17 protein-coding genes are annotated in these 16,721 nt (G+C 73.7%); 3 read left to right on the forward strand and 14 right to left on the reverse strand.

What is annotated here, in order from left to right; translation table 11 throughout:
- Window positions 1-48: 48 nt before the first annotated feature.
- The 4 genes from OHS33_RS07970 to OHS33_RS07985 form a co-directional block, all read right to left on the reverse strand.
- Window positions 49-738, reverse strand: a complete 690-nt coding sequence (locus OHS33_RS07970) for a lysophospholipid acyltransferase family protein (protein WP_330329671.1) — start codon at window positions 736-738, stop codon at window positions 49-51.
- A complete protein-coding gene (cmk, locus tag OHS33_RS07975; protein ID WP_330329672.1) occupies window positions 693-1,400 on the reverse strand; it encodes a (d)CMP kinase in 708 nt (235 codons plus the stop codon). Before cmk ends, OHS33_RS07970 begins: the two co-directional genes overlap by 46 nt.
- Window positions 1,401-1,676: 276 nt before the next feature.
- Window positions 1,677-2,762: a prephenate dehydrogenase gene (locus OHS33_RS07980; protein ID WP_330329673.1), complete on the reverse strand. Its 1,086-nt coding sequence runs from the start codon at window positions 2,760-2,762 to the stop codon at window positions 1,677-1,679.
- A 151-nt stretch (window positions 2,763-2,913) separates the two neighbouring features.
- Window positions 2,914-3,354, reverse strand: a complete 441-nt coding sequence (locus OHS33_RS07985) for a YidB family protein (protein WP_330329674.1) — start codon at window positions 3,352-3,354, stop codon at window positions 2,914-2,916.
- 138 nt (window positions 3,355-3,492) lie between these two features.
- Between OHS33_RS07985 and OHS33_RS07990 the strand changes: the two genes are divergently transcribed.
- The 3 genes from OHS33_RS07990 to OHS33_RS08000 all read left to right on the forward strand — a co-directional run bounded on the left by OHS33_RS07990 (window position 3,493) and on the right by OHS33_RS08000 (window position 5,246).
- Window positions 3,493-3,834: a DUF952 domain-containing protein gene (locus OHS33_RS07990; RefSeq protein ID WP_330329675.1), complete on the forward strand. Its 342-nt coding sequence runs from the start codon at window positions 3,493-3,495 to the stop codon at window positions 3,832-3,834.
- A gap of 107 nt (window positions 3,835-3,941) precedes the next feature.
- A complete protein-coding gene (locus tag OHS33_RS07995) occupies window positions 3,942-4,445 on the forward strand; it encodes a Rieske (2Fe-2S) protein (protein ID WP_330329676.1) in 504 nt (167 codons plus the stop codon).
- Window positions 4,446-4,535: 90 nt separating this feature from the next.
- On the forward strand, window positions 4,536-5,246 hold the full coding sequence (locus OHS33_RS08000) for a nucleotidyltransferase domain-containing protein (RefSeq protein ID WP_330334954.1): 711 nt from the start codon (window positions 4,536-4,538) through the stop codon (window positions 5,244-5,246).
- A 132-nt stretch (window positions 5,247-5,378) separates the two neighbouring features.
- On the opposite strand, the gene OHS33_RS08005 is transcribed toward OHS33_RS08000, so the two are convergent.
- The 10 genes from OHS33_RS08005 to ald form a co-directional block, all read right to left on the reverse strand.
- A complete protein-coding gene (locus OHS33_RS08005) occupies window positions 5,379-6,398 on the reverse strand; it encodes an ADP-ribosylglycohydrolase family protein (protein ID WP_330329677.1) in 1,020 nt (339 codons plus the stop codon).
- A complete protein-coding gene (locus OHS33_RS08010; protein WP_330329678.1) occupies window positions 6,395-7,159 on the reverse strand; it encodes an NUDIX hydrolase in 765 nt (254 codons plus the stop codon). The genes OHS33_RS08005 and OHS33_RS08010 overlap by 4 nt, the downstream gene beginning before the upstream one ends.
- Window positions 7,156-8,289, reverse strand: coding sequence for an AAA family ATPase (locus OHS33_RS08015; protein WP_330329679.1), 1,134 nt, complete (start codon window positions 8,287-8,289; stop codon window positions 7,156-7,158). The genes OHS33_RS08010 and OHS33_RS08015 overlap by 4 nt, the downstream gene beginning before the upstream one ends.
- The gene (gene pnuC, locus OHS33_RS08020) at window positions 8,286-8,894 is read right to left on the reverse strand and encodes a nicotinamide riboside transporter PnuC (RefSeq protein ID WP_330329680.1); all 609 of its coding nucleotides are present in this window, start codon (window positions 8,892-8,894) and stop codon (window positions 8,286-8,288) included. Before pnuC ends, OHS33_RS08015 begins: the two co-directional genes overlap by 4 nt.
- A gap of 139 nt (window positions 8,895-9,033) precedes the next feature.
- Window positions 9,034-10,551 (reverse strand): pseudouridine synthase, encoded by a 1,518-nt coding sequence (locus OHS33_RS08025; RefSeq protein WP_330329681.1) that lies wholly within the window; start codon window positions 10,549-10,551, stop codon window positions 9,034-9,036.
- 21 nt (window positions 10,552-10,572) lie between these two features.
- Complete coding sequence (gene scpB, locus OHS33_RS08030) at window positions 10,573-11,181, reverse strand: SMC-Scp complex subunit ScpB (protein WP_330329682.1); 609 nt, start codon at window positions 11,179-11,181, stop codon at window positions 10,573-10,575.
- Window positions 11,174-12,529 carry a segregation and condensation protein A gene (locus tag OHS33_RS08035; RefSeq protein WP_330329683.1) on the reverse strand — a complete coding sequence of 452 codons (1,356 nt, stop codon included), beginning with the start codon at window positions 12,527-12,529 and terminating at the stop codon, window positions 11,174-11,176. Before OHS33_RS08035 ends, scpB begins: the two co-directional genes overlap by 8 nt.
- Before the next feature lie 902 nt (window positions 12,530-13,431).
- Window positions 13,432-13,959 (reverse strand): hypothetical protein, encoded by a 528-nt coding sequence (locus OHS33_RS08040; protein ID WP_330329684.1) that lies wholly within the window; start codon window positions 13,957-13,959, stop codon window positions 13,432-13,434.
- Window positions 13,944-15,062: a ParA family protein gene (locus OHS33_RS08045; RefSeq protein ID WP_330329685.1), complete on the reverse strand. Its 1,119-nt coding sequence runs from the start codon at window positions 15,060-15,062 to the stop codon at window positions 13,944-13,946. The genes OHS33_RS08040 and OHS33_RS08045 overlap by 16 nt, the downstream gene beginning before the upstream one ends.
- Before the next feature lie 402 nt (window positions 15,063-15,464).
- Entirely contained in the window at window positions 15,465-16,580 is a 1,116-nt protein-coding gene (gene ald, locus OHS33_RS08050; protein WP_330329686.1) for an alanine dehydrogenase, read from the reverse strand.
- Window positions 16,581-16,721 lie beyond the last annotated feature (141 nt).

Genomic DNA, 16,721 nt, shown 5'->3' on the forward strand with positions numbered 1-16,721 from the left:
TCGGTGGCATCCGCAGCGTGCGGATCCACTACTGAGTTCAAGTCTCGCCTAGCGGCCGGTGAGCCGCTTGGCGTCGGCCAGGTGGCAGGTCAGCCGGTCCTGGATGCGTACGGTGGCCTCGTCGAGCGCGGTGCGGGTCCGGCGGCCACTGCCGTCGCCCGCGTCGAAGGCGTCACCGAAGACGACGTCGACGCGGCCCTTGAAGGGCGGCAGTCCCTTGACCAGCCTGCCACGGCGTTCGGTGCTGCCCAGCACCGCGACGGGCACTATGCGCGCGCCGCCGCGGAGGGCGAAGTAGGCGAGGCCCGCGCGCAGCGAGGCGAAGTTCCCCTCGCCGCGGGTGCCCTCCGGGAAGATCCCGAGGACTCCGCCGTCGTCGAGGACGCCCAGGGCCCGGGTCACGGCGGCCCGGTCGGTGCCGGAGCGGTCGACCTTGACCTGCCCGATCCCTTCCAGGAAGGGGCCGAGCGGGCCGACGAACGCTTCCTTCTTGATCAGGAAGTGCACGGGCCGCGGCGCGGTGCCCATGACCATGGGTCCGTCGACGTTGTGGGAGTGGTTGACGGCCAGGATGAGCGGCCCGGAGGCCGGTACCTTCCACGCGCCGAGCACCCGGGGCTTCCAGAGCCCGTACATGAGCCCGATCCCGATCCGCCGGCCGACCGCCGCACCCCTGAGGGAGGGCGTTTCGCTCACTGGCCGCCCGCCCTCTTGTCCTCCACGAGGGTCACCACGCACTCGATGACCTGGTCGAGGGTGAGGTCCGTGGTGTCGACCTCGACGGCGTTCCCGGCCTTGGCCAGCGGGGAGGTCTTGCGGCCCGAGTCGGCGGCGTCGCGCTTGATCAGCGCCGCCTTCGTGGCCGCGAGGTCCTGGGCCTGTGCGCCCTTCAGCTCGCCGCTGCGGCGGGCGGCGCGCGCCTCGGCCGATGCGGTGAGGAACACCTTGACGTCGGCGTCGGGCAGCACGGTGGTGCCGATGTCCCGGCCCTCGACGACGATCCCGGCGGCGGCCTGGGCCGCCTCGGCGGCGATGGCGCGCTGCAGGTCGGTGATCAGGGTGCGCACCTCGGGCACCGCGCTGACCGCGCTGACCTTGGAGGTGACCTCCTGGGTGCGGATCGGCCCGGCGGCGTCGAGGCCGTCCACGCTGATGGTGGGCGCGGAGGGGTCCGTACCGGAGACGATGACGGGCTTGCCCGCCGCGAGCGCGATGGCCTGCGGGTCGTCGAGGTCGATCCCGTTGGTGATCATCCACCAGGTGATGGCCCGGTACTGCGCACCGGTGTCCAGGTACCGCAGCCCGAGCTTGGCGGCGACGGCCTTGGAGGTGCTGGACTTGCCCGTGCCGGAGGGACCGTCGATGGCGACGATCACGGCGGACTGAGCGGCGGTTTCCACGGGGCGAGCACCTTCCTGGTTGCGCGTACGTGTCCGGGCGCGCGAAAACGCCCCTCCTTAAGGTTACCGACTCGGCGGGGCCCCCGACGCCGGTCGGTGCGGGGGCCGGTCCGAGCGGGTGGCACTGGCCCGGAAATCCAGCCTGCCCGGCGTTTGAGGGCCCGCCGGAGGCCCCACCGGGCCCTGCCCGGCCCCGCGCCTCAATCGCCGGCGGGGCTGGACATGCGGCCCCGGTGCCGCGCCTCAAACGCCGGCGGGCTGGGTGGGAGCCCTTCCCTACTGGCGCAGGGCCCAGCCCCGCTCGCGCAGCTCGGCCGTGAGTCCCGCCGCCGCCCTCGGTTCCACGCTCAGCTGGACCAGGCCCGCCTGCTGCCCGTTGGCGTGCTCGATCCGTACGTCCTCGATGTTGACCCCGGCCCGCCCGGCGTCGGCGAAGATCCGCGCCAGCTCGCCCGGCTGGTCGCTGATCAGCACGGTCACGGTCTCGTACACGGTCGGCGCGGCGCCGTGCTTGCCCGGGACCCGCACCCGCCCGGCGTTCCCGCGCCGCAGCACGTCCTCGATGCCCTCCGCGCCGCCGCGCCGCTTGTCCTCGTCCGCCGACTGGAGCCCGCGCAGCGCCTGCACGGTCTCCTCCAGGTCGGCGGCGATCCCGCTGAGCACGTCGGCGACCGGTCCGGGGTTGGCGGAGAGGATCTCCACCCACATCCGCGGATCGGACGCGGCGATCCGGGTGACATCGCGGATGCCCTGTCCGCACAGCCGTACGGCGCTCTCGTCGGCCTCCTCCAGCCGCGCGGCGACCATGCTGGACACCAGCTGCGGGGTGTGCGAGACCAGCGCGACGGCCCGGTCGTGGGCGTCGGCGTCCATCACGACGGGCACGGCCCGGCAGAGCGCGACCAGCTCCAGCGCCAGGTTCAGCACCTCGTGGTCGGTGTCCCGGGTCGGGGTCAGCACCCAGGGCCGCCCCTCGAACAGGTCGGCCGTGCCGGCGAGCGGTCCGGAGCGCTCCTTCCCGGCCATCGGGTGCGTGCCGATGTACGTCGTCAGGTCCGCGCCCAGGGCCTCCAGCTCGCGCCGCGGCCCGCCCTTGACGCTCGCCACGTCCACGTAGGCCCGGCCCAGGCCCCGCCCGATCGCGTCGGCCAGCGTCGCGGCCACGTGCGCGGGCGGTACGGCGACGATCACCAGGTCGACCCTGCCGTCGGCGGGTTCGTCCGTGCCGGCGCCGAAGGAGGCGGCCGTACGGGCCTGGGCCGGGTCGTGGTCGGTGAGGTGGACGGTGATCCCGCGGGCGGTCAGGGCGAGGGCCGCGGAGGTGCCGATCAGTCCGGTTCCGATGACGACGGCGGTTCTCACTGGGGGCTCCTCGGGTGGATCGCGGTCGGGGCGCGGGCCTGGGGCGTGCGCTGTGCGGTGCGCTCCCAGGGTAGTCAGCCCGCACAGCGCGGGGCCCGGCGGTCCGTCCCGTGGGACGGGCCGCCGGGCCCCGCGCGCATCGGCCGTCCGCTCAGAGGTTCTGCTGCTTGATGATGTCCTCCAGCGAGCCGGTGGGCAGGGCGCCGCTCGGGCTCAGCTTGTCCACGGCCTGGGGCAGTGCCTGGGCGATCTGGTCCGCCGCCTCCTGCGGGCTGACGCCCGCCTGCGCGGCGGCCTGCTGCAGGGCCTCGTCCGGCAGCGCCTGGGCGATCTCCGCGCCGCTGACGGCCTTGTTGTCGCCCGTACCGACCCAGGACTGGGCCTGGTCGGCGAGACCGGACTTCGTGAGCATGTCCAGCAGCCCGCCGAGCGGGTTGCTCCCGTTGCCGGACGCCTGTGCGCCGCCCGCGCCAGCGCCGCCGAGCGCGCCGAGCAGGGCGCCGAGGATGCCGCCCGCGCCCCCGCCCTGGCCGCCCTGGCCACCGCCGCCGAGGAGACTGCCCAGAAGGGAGCCGAGGTCGTTACCCGCCATCGTCATGCCTTTCGCAGAGGGACCGGGGCGCACGGCACACGGCGCGCCCGGCGTCGAGACACGGACAATGTCACCCGAACCGGGCGTGGCTGCCACTGGGCGGAGGGCCTCGCTCCGGGCTGCGGTAGAACGAACGGCATGATCTTCCACATCGTCGCGCTCGCCGACTGGTCCGCCGCCCCGGACCGCCCGTACGCCCCGCCCTCGCTCGACTCGGAGGGATTCGTGCACTGTTCGGGGGACGCGGCCACCGCACTCGCCATCGCGGACGCGCACTACGCGGGGGTGGCCGGGCCGCTGCTGGCGCTGGAACTCGACGAAGCGGCCCTGACCTCGCCGGTCCGCCGGGAGGGTGAATCCGGCGGCCGCTACCCGCACGTCCACGGCCCGTTGAACCGGGACGCGGTGATCCGCGTGTGGGAAGTCGTACGGACACCGGGGCACCCGGCGGAACTGGCTCCGCGGGCACCCGGCCACTGACCGGGGACCGGCCGGGTGGGGCGGACGGCGGCGCGGCGGGCTTCTCACGGAGCTCACGGCACGCCAGGATGCTGCTGCCCCACCGGTAGCCCCAGCGAGGAGATGTCATGAGCGAGCCCACGCGCACTGCCCGGCGCACGGTACTGGCGGCGGGAGCGGTGGCCCTGGCGGGCGGCGCGCTCACCGCGTGCGGAGGCGGAGACGGCGAGAAGCCCGCGAACGGCTCCGACGCCGCCACCACCCCCAGCACCGCCCCGAGCCAGCCGGGCGCCTCGTCCGCGGCGCCCTCGGCCTCGGCCCCGGCCGAGGGCGAGGCGGCGGGCAAGGCCCTGGCGAAGACCTCGGCCGTACCGGTGGGCGGGGGCACGATCCTCAAGGACGAGAAGCTCGTCATCACCCAGCCCACGGCCGGCTCCTACCGCTGCTTCACCGCGGTCTGCACCCACCAGGGCTGCATCGTGGCCAAGGTGGAGAACGGCACCATCGACTGCCCGTGCCACGGCAGCAAGTACCAGGTCGCGGACGGCGCCGTGGCCCACGGCCCGGCCACCCGCCCGCTCGCGGAGAAGAAGATCGTGGTCTCCCCGGCGGGCGAGATCACCCTCGCCTGACGCCCCGTCCCGTCCTGTCCCGTCCCGGAAATCGCTTCGCGTGGCGGGCCGCCACCCGCCTACGCTGCGGCGATGGACAGGACGGCGGACATGACGGACAGGGCGGACAGCACGGACAGGAGCGGCGATCTGGCGCTGGTGCGCGAGCACACGGTCTTCGCGTGCGTGATGGGCTCGCGGGCGTTCGGTCTGGCGACGGAGGCGAGCGACACCGACCGGCGCGGTGTCTACCTCGCCCCCACCCCGCTGTACTGGCGCTTCGAGAAGCCGCCCACGCATGTGGAGGGGCCCCGGGAGGAGGAGTTCTCCTGGGAGCTGGAGCGCTTCTGCGAACTGGCCCTGCGCGCCAACCCCAACATCCTGGAGTGCCTGCACTCCCCGCTGGTGGAGCGGCTGACCCCGGTCGGCGAGGAACTCCTCTCGCTCCGCGGGGCGTTCCTGTCCCGGCGCGCCCACACCACCTTCACCCGCTATGCGGTCTCACAGCGCGGCAAACTCGACGCGGACGTCCGGATCCACGGCGCCCCGCGCTGGAAGCACGCGATGCACCTGCTCCGCCTGCTGGGGTCCTGCCGGGACCTGCTGCGCACCGGCCGCCTGACGGTCGATGTCGGCGAACACCGCGAGAACCTGCTCGCCGTCAAGCGCGGCGAGGTCCCGTGGGCCGAGGTGGAGGCCCGGATGACCCGCCTGGCGCAGGAGTGCGAGGCGGCCCTGTCGACCACCCCGCTCCCCGCCGACCCGGACCTCCCCCGCGTCGAGGACTTCCTCCTGCGCGCCCGCCGCGCCTCGGCCCGCTGACCGCACCGGCCGGACCGACCGCCCGGGGCGCCATCCCCCTCACCGAACCCCCGGGGCCCGCCACCTCCAGCCCCGCCGGCGATGGAGGCGCCGCCGGAGGCACGACCACTCGGCCCGGCGACGGCCCTCGGCTCACTCGTCCCAGAGCGCGCCGAAGGACAGGAGTTCCTCGCGGTACTCGATGCGGCCCTCCCAGTCGCGGGGCCAGACGTCCGCGCCGAGGTGCGCGCCCGCGAAGGCGCCCGCGAGGCAGGCGATGGAGTCGGAGTCGCCCGCCGTGCAGGCGGCCCGGCGCAGGGCGGTCAGCGGGTCCTCGGGGAACAGCAGGAAGCAGTGCAGGGCGGTGGCCAGGGCCTCCTCGGCGATCCAGCCGTCCCCGGTGGCCAGACAGGGGTCCGTCTCCGGGGACGGGTCGCGCAGGGCGGCCGCGAGCCGGTCCAGGACGGCCAGGCAGTCGTCCCAGCCGCGTGCGATGAACGCCTCGGGCGAGGCGTCGGAGGTGGCGCGCCGCCACAGGTCGCCGAGCCACCGCTCGTGGTAGCCGGTGCGGTTGTCGAGGGCGTACGAGCGCAGCTGACCGACCAGCCCGGTCACTTCGGTGCCCTCGGCCAGCAGGTGCACGGCCCGCGCGGTGAGGTCGGAGGCCGCGAGCGCGGTCGGGTGCCCGTGGGTGAGGGCGGACTGGAGCTGGGCCGCGCCCGCCCGTTCCTCCTCGGTCCAGCCCGGTACGAGCCCCACCGGCGCCACCCGCATGTTCGCCCCGCAGCCCTTCGAGCCGATCTGGCTGGCGTCGCGCCAGTCGCGCTCGGGGTCCTTGAGCAGCGAGCAGGCGACCATGCAGGTGCGGCCGGGGGCCCGGTTGTTCTCGGGTGAGCGCCACCACTCGACGAACTCCTCGCGGACCGGGTGGGCGAGCCACTGCGGGCCGACCGGGCCCCGCTCGGCGGCGGACCGTATCCCGCGGGCCAGGGCCAGGGTCATCTGGGTGTCGTCGGTGACGATCGCCGGGCGCGGCAGCCGCATCTCACGCCAGGGCCCGGTCTTGGCCAGGATCGACGGGACGTCGTTGAACTCCGTCGGGAAGCCGAGCGCGTCGCCCAGGGCCAGGCCGATCATGGCGCCGGTCGCCGCCCGTTTGGTGGTCGTGGTCATCGTGTGGGTCCTTCCGAGGGCCGGAGCAGGGGCGGGTGCAGGGTGGTGGCCGGGCCGGCCCGGTAGAGGGCGGCCGGTTTGCCGCGGCCGCCGGTCAGCCGGGCGGCTCCCGGCACCGCTTCGACGAAGCCGGGGGTGGCGAGGACCTTGCGGCGGAAGTTGGGCCGGTCCAGGACGGTGTCCCAGACGGTCTCGTAGACGCCCTGGAGTTCCCCGAGGGTGAATTCGGGCGGGCAGAACGCGGTGGCCAGGCAGGTGTATTCGAGCTTCCCGCCGATCCGCTCCCGCGCGTCGGCCAGGATCACCGCGTGGTCGAAGGCGAGGCCACCGAGGCCGCTCAGGCCGGAGCCGGGGCCGCCGCGGGCCTCTCCCACCGGCATCCAGCGCGCGTGTTCGGCGTCGCCGCCGCCAGCCGGGGCCGGTTCCGGCATGTCGGGGACCAGCGCGGTGAAGGCGACCGAGACGACCCGCATCCGGGGGTCCCGGCCGGGTTCGCTGTAGGTGCGCAGCTGTTCCAGGTGGAGGTCCGCGACCACCGGCCCGGGCAGCCCGGTCTCCTCGGCGAGTTCACGGCGGGCGGCGGCCTCGGCGGACTCCCGGGGCAGCACGAACCCGCCGGGCAGCGCCCACGCCCCGGCGTACGGGTCCTGGCCGCGCCGGATCAGCAGGACGTGCAGCCGTCCGTCCCGCACGGTGAACACGGCGAGGTCGACGGTGACCGCGAACGGCTCGAAGGCCGCCGGGTCGTACGGAGCGCTCACGGGCCCTCCACCGGGACGGCCCTCTTCGCCGGGAGCGGGCCTGCCTCGGGGAGCGGGTCGGCGAAGTGCCAGCCCTCCGCGAGCAGCGCGTCCACCGCCCGGATGGCCTTCGCCAGCCGCTCCTCACGGCTCCCCCCGATGACGAGGAAACGCCTCCCGGTCGCGTTGAGTTCCTCGCGGAACCGGCCGGTCATCCAGGGCCGCAGCTGCGGCCCGTCGCGCAGCCCGTCGTCCTCGAAGGGGACGCCCTCGTGGTCGGTGAGCAGGTACAGGTCCCGCCGGGGCCCGGACGCGGCGATCTCCTCGACCTCCGCACTGCGGGTGCCCAGGTACCGCTCGTGCCAGACGCCGGTGGCGAAGGAGTCGGTGTCGCAGAAGAGCACCGGCGAGCCGGCCCGGGCCGCCGCCTCCTCGTCGGCGTCCTGGCGGCGGGCGATCACCGGGAACTCGGCGGAGCCGAACTCCGCGTCCGCCCAGTCGGCCGCCGGATCCGCGGCGCGCAGGGCGGCCAGTTTCTCCTCGCTGTACCGGCGCCCGTACTCGGCGACCCAGCCGGTCCCGGCCCAGACCCCGCCCCGGCCGCGGTAGTGCGCGGCGAGCGCCCGGGAGAGGGTGGTGGTGCCGGTGGACTCGGCGCCGAGGACGACGACCCGCCGGGTGAGCGCGGCCCGTACGCCCGGGCCGAGGAAGTCCCAGCAGGCGACGGGGTCCGCGCGCACGGCCGTCCCGGAGACGGGGTGGCGGGAGCGGGCGGGGTCGACGCTGACCTCCTCGGCGCCGAAGCGCCGGGCCAGCTCGGTCCCGTACGCCTCGGAGGTGAAGACGGCGTCCACCGGTTCGCCGACGGCGCCCCGGAAGACGGCCATGTGGGCGTCCCACACGGCCGGGTCGTGGACGTCGACCGGGATGTCGTCCACCGCGCCGACGACCCGGGCCCGCGGGTGCGCCTCGCGCATCCAGGCGACCCGGTCGGCGAGCGGCACCGATTCCACGGAGGCGGCGCAGACCAGGACGGTCAGCCGCTCGCACCGGTCGAGGGCGGTGTCCACGAGGTGGTGGTGCCCGGCGTGCGGCGGATAGAACTTCCCGAGCACCAGCCCGTGCCCGTACCGCCGCCCGTGCGCGCTCACGCGCCCGCTCCCAGTGCCGCGGTACGGGCGCCGGGCGCGGACCGCAGCTCGCGCCGCCAGTTGCGCAGGCCGATCAGGCACAGGGCGAGGAACCCGGCGTAGAGCACGGAGGTCAGCCACAACCCCTTGTAGGCGTACAGCGGGATGTACACGAGGTCGGCCGCGATCCACAGCCACCAGGATTCGACGAGCTTGCGGCACTGCCCGTAGGTGGCCGCGAGCGAGAGCCCGGTGGTGAGCGCGTCCCAGAAGGGGACGGTGGAGTCGCTGACCCGCCCGAGGAGCAGGGTGAGGGCGAGGACCCCCACCGCCCCCGCCGCGGCCAGCCAGACCCATTCGGTGCGCGTGGTGGCGCGCACCGGCAGGGCCTCGGCGGTTCCCGGGCCACCCCCGTGGGTCCAGGACCACCAGCCGTACGCGGCGAGGGCGATGAAGACGATCTGCAGCCCGGCGTCGGCGTAGAGGCCGGCCTGGGCGAAGAGCACGATGAAGAAGACGTTGTTCGCGATGCCGATCGGCCAGTTGGCGATGTGCTGCCGGGCCACCAGCCAGACGCACAGGGCGCCCGTGGCGAAGCCGAGCACCTCGGTCCAGCTCATGCTCATGGCGGTCCCCACTCCCTTTAATAGTCATCCTGACTATAAAAGGGACGGGCCCGTCCGGGCAAGAGGCCGGCCGGTCGGGGCAAGAGAAAACCCGCGGCGCCCGAAGGCACCGCGGGTTTTCCGGGAGCGGGGGTGGGCCTTACAGACCGACCTCGCGCATGAGCATGCCGACCTCGGTGTTGGTCAGGCGGCGCAGCCAGCCGGACTTCTGGTCGCCCAGCTCGATCGGGCCGAAGGCGGTCCGCACGAGCTTGTCCACCGGGAAGCCCGCCTCGGCCATCATGCGGCGCACGATGTGCTTGCGGCCCTCGTGGAGGGTCACCTCGACCAGGTAGTTCTTGCCGAGCTGGTCGACGACGCGGAAGTGGTCGGCGCGGGCGTACCCGTCCTCCAGCTCGATGCCGTCCTTGAGGCGCTTGCCGATCTCGCGCGGCAGCGGGCCGGTGATGGCCGCGACGTACGTCTTCTTCACGCCGTACTTCGGGTGCGTGAGGCGGTGGGCCAGCTCACCGTGGTTGGTGAGCAGGATGATGCCCTCGGTCTCGGTGTCGAGCCGGCCGACGTGGAAGAGGCGCGTCTCGCGGTTGGTGACGTAGTCGCCGAGGCACTGACGGCCGTCCGGGTCCTCCATCGTGGAGACGACGCCGGCCGGCTTGTTCAGCGCGAAGAACAGGTACGACTGGGTGGCGACGGTCAGGCCGTCCACCTTGATCTCGTCCGACGGCTGGACGCGCTTGCCCTGCTCCAGCACGATCTCGCCGTTGACCTCGACGCGGGACTGCTGGATCAGCTCCTCGCACGCGCGGCGCGAACCCATGCCGGCGCGGGCGAGCACCTTCTGCAGGCGCTCACCCTCCTCCTCGGCACCCGGGAAGGTCTTCGGGGTCTTGATCACGGGCTTGTCGGCGTACCGGTCGCGCACGCGCTCCTCGATCCGCGCCTCCAGCTCGCGCGGCTTGGACTGGCCGCTGCGGGAGCCGGGGCCGATGCGGGGGCCGCCCGCGCCGCCGATGCCGGGGGTGCGGGAGGTCTTGGGGCCGCCCTTGGCGCCACCGCGGGCCGCCGCGCCACGGGCGCCGCCACCGCGGTTGCCGTCGGCCGCGCCACGGGCACCGCCGCCGCCCGCCTTGGCACCGCCGCGGCCGTTGCGCTCGCCCTCGGGGCCGACGTCGTAGCGGCGCTCCTCGGGGCGGGGGTTGCGGATCCGCGGGGCCGGGGCCTGGTCGCGGTCGCGGTCGCGGGAGTCGGAGCCGCCCTGGTAGCCGCCACCGCCCTGGTAGCCACCACCCTGGTAGCCGCCGCCGGACGAGCCGCCGCGGGAGCCGCCACCGGAGCTGCCGCCGCGGGAGCCGCCGCCCTGGTAGCCGCCGCCCGAGGAGCCGCCGCGGGAGCCGCCGCCCTGGTAGCCGCCACCGGACGAGGAACCACCCCGGGAGTTGCCGCCACCCTGGTAGCCGCCGCCGGAGGAGCCCCCGCGCGAGCCGCCGGAGGAGCCGGAGGAGCCGCCGCGCGAGCCGCCGCCGGACGAGCCCCCGCGGGAGCCGCCGCCCTGGTAGCCGCCGCCGGAGGAGGAGCCGCCGCGGGAGCCACCGCGTCCGCCTCCACCGCCGCCGCTGTTCCTGTTGCCGCCGCCGTTGCCGTTACCGCTGCTTCGCATCAAAGTTCCGTCGTCTTGTCGTCATTCAGGAGTATCCGGCGCATACGGTGCGTCCGGATCGAACGACGGCACACCCTCCAGCGTCTCGGCTTCGATCGCGTCCGCCTCGGGGAGGAAGGGCGCGAGCTCCGGGAGCTCGTCCAGGCCGCGCAGGCCCATCCGCTCCAGAAAGTAGTTCGTCGTCCTGTACAGGATCGCACCTGTTTCGGGTTCCGTCCCCGCCTCGGCCACCAGACCGCGCTGCAGGAGGGTCCGCATGACCCCGTCGCAGTTGACTCCGCGCACCGCCGAGACCCGTGACCGGCTCACCGGCTGGCGGTAGGCGACCACGGCCAGCGTCTCCAGCGCGGCCTGCGTCAGCCGGGCCTGCTGGCCGTCCAGGACGAAGGCCTCCACGGCCGCCGCGTACTGCGGCCGGGTGTAGAACCGCCAGCCCCCGGCGATCAGGCGCAGCTCGAAGCCGCGGCCCTGGCGGGTGTACTCGTCCGCCAGTTCCCGCAGGGCGGCCGCCACCTCCCGGGGGGTGCGCTCCAGCACCTTGGCGAGGTGCGCCTCGGTCGCGGGCTCGTCCACGACCATGAGTACGGCCTCCAGCGCGGGCCCCAGCGCCAGCTCTCCCACGTCACTCATCCCGCGCACCTTCCCCGCTCCGGTCGATCCCGTCGAACTCGTCACTCACCGCCACCACCGTGTCCGTGCCATGGGCGCCACCACTCCAGCGGACGGTGAGCGTCTTCAGGGCCTCCTCCTGGTCCAGGACGACCGCCTTCTCCCGGTAGAGCTCCAGCAGCGCCAGGAACCGCGCCACCACGGTGAGGGTGTCCGCGGTGTCCTCGGTCAGCTCCTGGAAGGTGGCCTCGCCGCGGGCCCGCAGGATCCGTACGACGACCTCCGCCTGCTCCCGGACGCTGACCAGAGGTGCGTGGATGTGGTCGACGTACACCTCGGGCCTGGCCCGGGGCTGCATGGCGTTGACGGCGATCCGGGCGAAGCCCTCGGCGCCGATGCTGATGACCACGTCGGGCAGCAGCTCGGCGTGGTGGGGCTCCAGCCCGACGGTCCGCGGATAGCGCCTGCCCTCGCTCTCGGCCCGCTCCTCGAAGATCGTGGCGATGCGTTTGTACGCGCGGTACTGGAGCAGCCGCGCGAAGAGCAGGTCCCGCGCCTCCAGCAGCGCCAGGTCGGCCTCGTCCTCCACCTCGGCGACCGGCAGCAGCCGGGCGGCCTTGAGGTCGAGCAGGGTGGCGGCGACGACGAGGAACTCGGTGGTCTGGTCGAGGTCCCAGTCGGGCCCCATCGCCCGGATGTGCGCCATGAACTCATCGGTGACCCGCGAGAGGGCGACCTCGGTGACGTCCAGCTTGTGCCGCGAGATGAGCTGCAGCAGCAGATCGAAGGGCCCCTCGAAATTCGCCAGCCGAAGCGTGAACCGCCCGTCACCGCCCACCGCCCGCGGCAGCCCGCCGGAACCCCCGTCCACCCCGCCCCCGCGGCCCCCGCCCACCCCGGGCCCTCCGCCCGTGCCGGAACCTCCGGCCGTGCCGGGAACGTCGACAGCCTCGGGATCCCCGGCCATCGCGGGACCTCCGGCTGTCCCGGGATGGCCGGCCGCGCCGGGAGCATCGGGGACACCCGGGCCCGCGGGCCCCTCGGGCACACTGGCGGGCCCGCGACCTACGGCCGTCTCGGGAGCCGCGGAATCCCCGGGAGCCTCGGGGCCTGCCAGCTCCTCGGGCGGCGCGCTCCCTGGGTCTGCGGGACCTACGAGGCCCTCGGCGCCCCCGGACCCGCCGCCAACGCCCTCCGTGGGGCCCTGAGGGCCTTCCGGCGGCTCGGGCTCACCCGGGGCCACCGAGGGCTCCACGGGCTCCAGAGCACCCTCCAGGGCGCCTTCCGACGGTTCGGGGGCGGCGCGGCCCGGGCCGCGGCCCAGGGTGCGGCGGGCGGGACGGCCGGGATCGGCGGTCGAGGAAGGCATCGGGGGTCCAGGGGGTACGAAATACGAAAGGAGAGCTACGTGCGTCCCCCATGCTGCCGTCTGCGCCCCGGGCTCCCGGGACGCGGCGCCGTACGGCGGGTCAGCGCCCGCCGCGGCCGCGGTTCAGCGCCGGCACGGCCGGCCGGGGTCAGCACCCGCCACGGGTCGGCTGCCGCCACGGTCGCGGTCGGCGCCCGCCCGGCCAGCGGGATCGGCTCCCGCACCGGCCGGCGGGCATTCCGCCGGGGGTCCACCACCGCCCGGCCGCCGGGTGCGCCCCGTGCGTGGCTGGTGCTGCCTCCGGCGGCGCCTCAAACGCCGGCGAGGCTGAATTTGGCCCGGCTGGACGGCACGCCCACGCCACCGAGGCCGGACGCGGCCCAGCCGGGCGGCACACCCACGCCACCGAAGCTGGACGCGGCCCAGCCGGGCGGCACACCCACGCCACCGAAGCTGGACGTAGCCCGCCTGGGCTGCACACCGACGCCAAAGAGGCTGGACGTAGCCCGGCCGGGCGGCACACCCACACCGACAGGGCAGATGCGGTCCGACTGGACGGCACACCCACGTCGGCGGGGCGGATGTGGCCCGGCTGGGCGGCACCCCCAGCCTCGCCGGCGTTTGAGGCGCCGCCGGAGGCAGACCCGCGGAGGCGGCGGCCGGTCCGGGCGACACACCCACGTCGGCGGGGCGGATGTGGCCCGGCTGGACGGCACCCCCAGCCTCGCCGGCGTTTGAGGCGCCGCCGGAGGCAGACCCGCGGAGGCGGCGGCCGGTCGGCGGCCGACGGCGGCAACCATGCGGCCAGGCCGTGGCCGACCGTGGTGGCCGGGCGGGCCGGTGGGCGCAGGCGGCCGCGCGGGGCCGCGGGGGCGGGCGGCGCGGACCGCCGCGAGGGGCGGTCAGCGGCCGCGGAGGCGGCGGACCAGGATGCTCGCGTCGCCGCGGGACTCCAGGTCGGCCAGGACGACCGCCACGGCCTCCCGCACGATCCGGCCGCGGTCCACCGCGAGCCCGTGCTCCCCGCGCAGCACCAGCCGCGCGTGCTCCAGGTCCATCAGTTCCTCGGCGGAGACGTAGACCGTGATCTTCTCGTCGTGCCGCTCGCGCCCGCTCGGCCGCCGGTTCGCCCCGCGGCCCTTGCCCCGCCGGGGCTCGCCGCCGCCGTTCACGGAGCCGACGGAGCTGACAGAACCTTCCTGCGGCCTGCGCGGAGCGCCCACGGCGCCGACCACCGGCTCCGCCTCCCGGCTGCGCCCCTCCGCCCCCGCGTCCTCCGCGGCGGCGGTGTGCTCCGACCGGGCCGACACACCGCCCGCGGCCGTGGCCGCGTCCTCACCCGAGCGCCGCGGCGAGGACGACTGGAGGGCCATCCCCCCGGTCGTACGGAACAGTTCGTCGGCTCCGGGCAGACTCACTCGGCGGGACACCGGGCGAGCACCTCCCTGGCCAGCTGGCGGTAGGCGGCGGCGCCGACGGAGTTGGAGGCGTACGTGGTGATCGGCTCACCGGCGACCGTGGTCTCCGGGAAGCGCACCGTACGGCCGATGACGGTGTGGTAGACGTGGTCGTCGAAGGCCTCGACGACCCGCGCCAGCACCTCGCGGCTGTGCACCGTACGGGAGTCGTACATCGTGGCGAGGATGCCGTCGAGCTCCAGCTCGGGGTTGAGCCGCTCCTGCACCTTCTCGATGGTCTCGGTCAGCAGCGCCACGCCGCGCAGTGCGAAGAACTCGCACTCCAGCGGGACGATGACCTTGTGAGCCGCCGTCAGGGCGTTCACGGTCAGCAGACCGAGCGAGGGCTGACAGTCGATCACGATGTAGTCGTAGTCGGCCATCAGCGGCTTGAGCGCCCGCTGCAGCGTCGACTCGCGCGCGACCTCGCTGACCAACTGCACTTCGGCGGCGGACAGGTCGATGTTGCTCGGCAGCAGGTCCATGTTCGGGACCGCCGTCTTCAGCAGCACCTCGTCGGCCGACATCCCCCGCTCCATGAGCAGGTTGTAGACCGTCAGGTCGAGTTCCATCGGATTCACGCCGAGACCCACGGACAGCGCGCCCTGCGGGTCGAAGTCGACGAGCAGCACGCGGCGCCCGTACTCGGCGAGGGCGGCACCCAGGTTGATGGTCGACGTGGTCTTGCCCACGCCGCCCTTCTGGTTGCACATCGCGATGATCTTCGCCGGACCGTGGTCGGTCAGCGGACCCGGGATCGGGAAGTACGGCAGCGGCCGTCCGGTCGGGCCGATCCGCTCCCGGCGCTGGCGTGCGGCGTCGGGCGCGAGGGTGGCCGCGTACTCGGGGTCGGGCTCGTACTCGGCGTCGGGGTCGTAGAAGTGCCCTTCGGGCACCACGTCATAGTCGGCGAAACCAGTGGGCTTTTCGCCGCTCAGGTCGCCGGCCCTGGAGTTCACGTCTAGGCCGTCCATGCTCTTTTGGGGCGTCGTCAGGTGCTGGTGGTTTGCGAAGGTGCGTACCGCGACGGAGCCGACTGCTTCGAGTCCGACAGGACCCTGGCCCCGCGCAGGCATCCCTGCTTGACCACCTCCAGGAGCAAATGTCGACTCATTCACAAGTCGTCTTACCTCCTTGGACGTGACCAGGACACTTATCGATAGGTCAGCGTGGCACCATGCCGACGGTTGGCGACTCTATGGCGTGTCACCGCTCCGCAGCAACACAATCCGCCGGACCCGCCGCGTTGTGTCGGCAACCGAACACCACTCTGTCAAGGGCGTACGAGCTGTCGCTGCGAAGTTTCACGGGTGCGCGAAACGGTTAAAGGGTTACGTTCGAGGCGAGTTGAGCGGGGTCTCCGCGGGCCTCGAAACGCCTCCGGCCGGACCTTGCTGACAAGGTCCGGCCGGATACGTGAGATTGACGTCAGTCGTTGACGACGAAGCCGTCGACCGATGTCGACCGCGCGTGTCGGATCAGCCGAGGAGCGTGCTCAGCTCGAGGGTCGGCAGGCCGTGCGCCTCGGCGACCGGGCCGTAAACGACCTGTCCGTCATGGGTGTTGAGACCCAGCGCGAGCGCGGCGTCGCGGCGCAGCGCCTCGACCCAGCCGTTGTTCGCCAGCGACACGATGTAGGGCAGCGTGGCGTTGGTGAGGGCGTAGGTGGAGGTGTTCGGCACCGCGCCCGGCATGTTGGCGACGCAGTAGAAGACCGAGTTGTGGACCTCGAAGGTCGGCTCGGCGTGGGTGGTCGGACGGGAGTCCTCGAAGCAGCCGCCCTGGTCGATCGCGATGTCGACAAGGACACTTCCGGGCTTCATCCGGGAGACCAGCTCGTTGGTGACCAGCTTCGGGGCCTTCGCACCCGGGATGAGCACCGCGCCGATGACGAGGTCGGCCTCCAGGACCGCCTTCTCCAGCTCGAAGGCGTTGGAGACGATCGTCTGGATCTTCGTGCCGAAGATCTTGTCGGCCTCGCGCAGCTTGTTGATGTCGCGGTCGAGCAGGGTCACGTGGAAGCCCATGCCGATGGCGATCTGCGCGGCGTTCCAGCCGGAGACGCCGCCGCCGATGACGACGGCCTTCGCGGCCTGGGTGCCGGGGACGCCGCCCGGGAGGATGCCGCGGCCGCCGACGGAGCGCATCAGGTGGTACGCGCCGACCTGCGGGGCCAGGCGGCCCGCGACCTCGGACATCGGGGCGAGCAGCGGGAGCGCGCGGTTGGCCAGCTCGACCGTCTCGTACGCGATCGCGGTGGTGCCGGACTCCAGCAGCGCGTCCGTGCACTCGCGGGAGGCCGCGAGGTGCAGGTACGTGAAGAGGGTCTGGTCCTTGCGGAGGCGGTGGTACTCCTCCGCGATGGGCTCCTTGACCTTCAGCAGCAGGTCGGCGGTGGCCCACACCTCGTCGGCGGTGCCGAGGATCTCGGCACCGGCCGAGACGTACTCGGCGTCCGTGATCGAGGAGCCGACACCGGCGTTCTGCTCGACGAAGACCTGGTGGCCGCCCCGGACCAGCTCATGCACGCCGGCGGGCGTGATGGCGACCCGGAACTCGTTGTTCTTGACCTCGCGGGGGATGCCGACCTTCATCGTCGATCACGGTCCTTGGCTCAGGGGAAATTACTGGGTACTTCCATACATACCCGCCCACAAGAACGCGCAACGGGATGCACCACGGAGTGCCGCGGTGAACCCAGTCTAATGAAGGATGAGTCGCTGTCTAGCCTTGCA

Source organism: Streptomyces sp. NBC_00536, from assembly GCF_036346295.1.
Classification (GTDB): domain Bacteria; phylum Actinomycetota; class Actinomycetes; order Streptomycetales; family Streptomycetaceae; genus Streptomyces.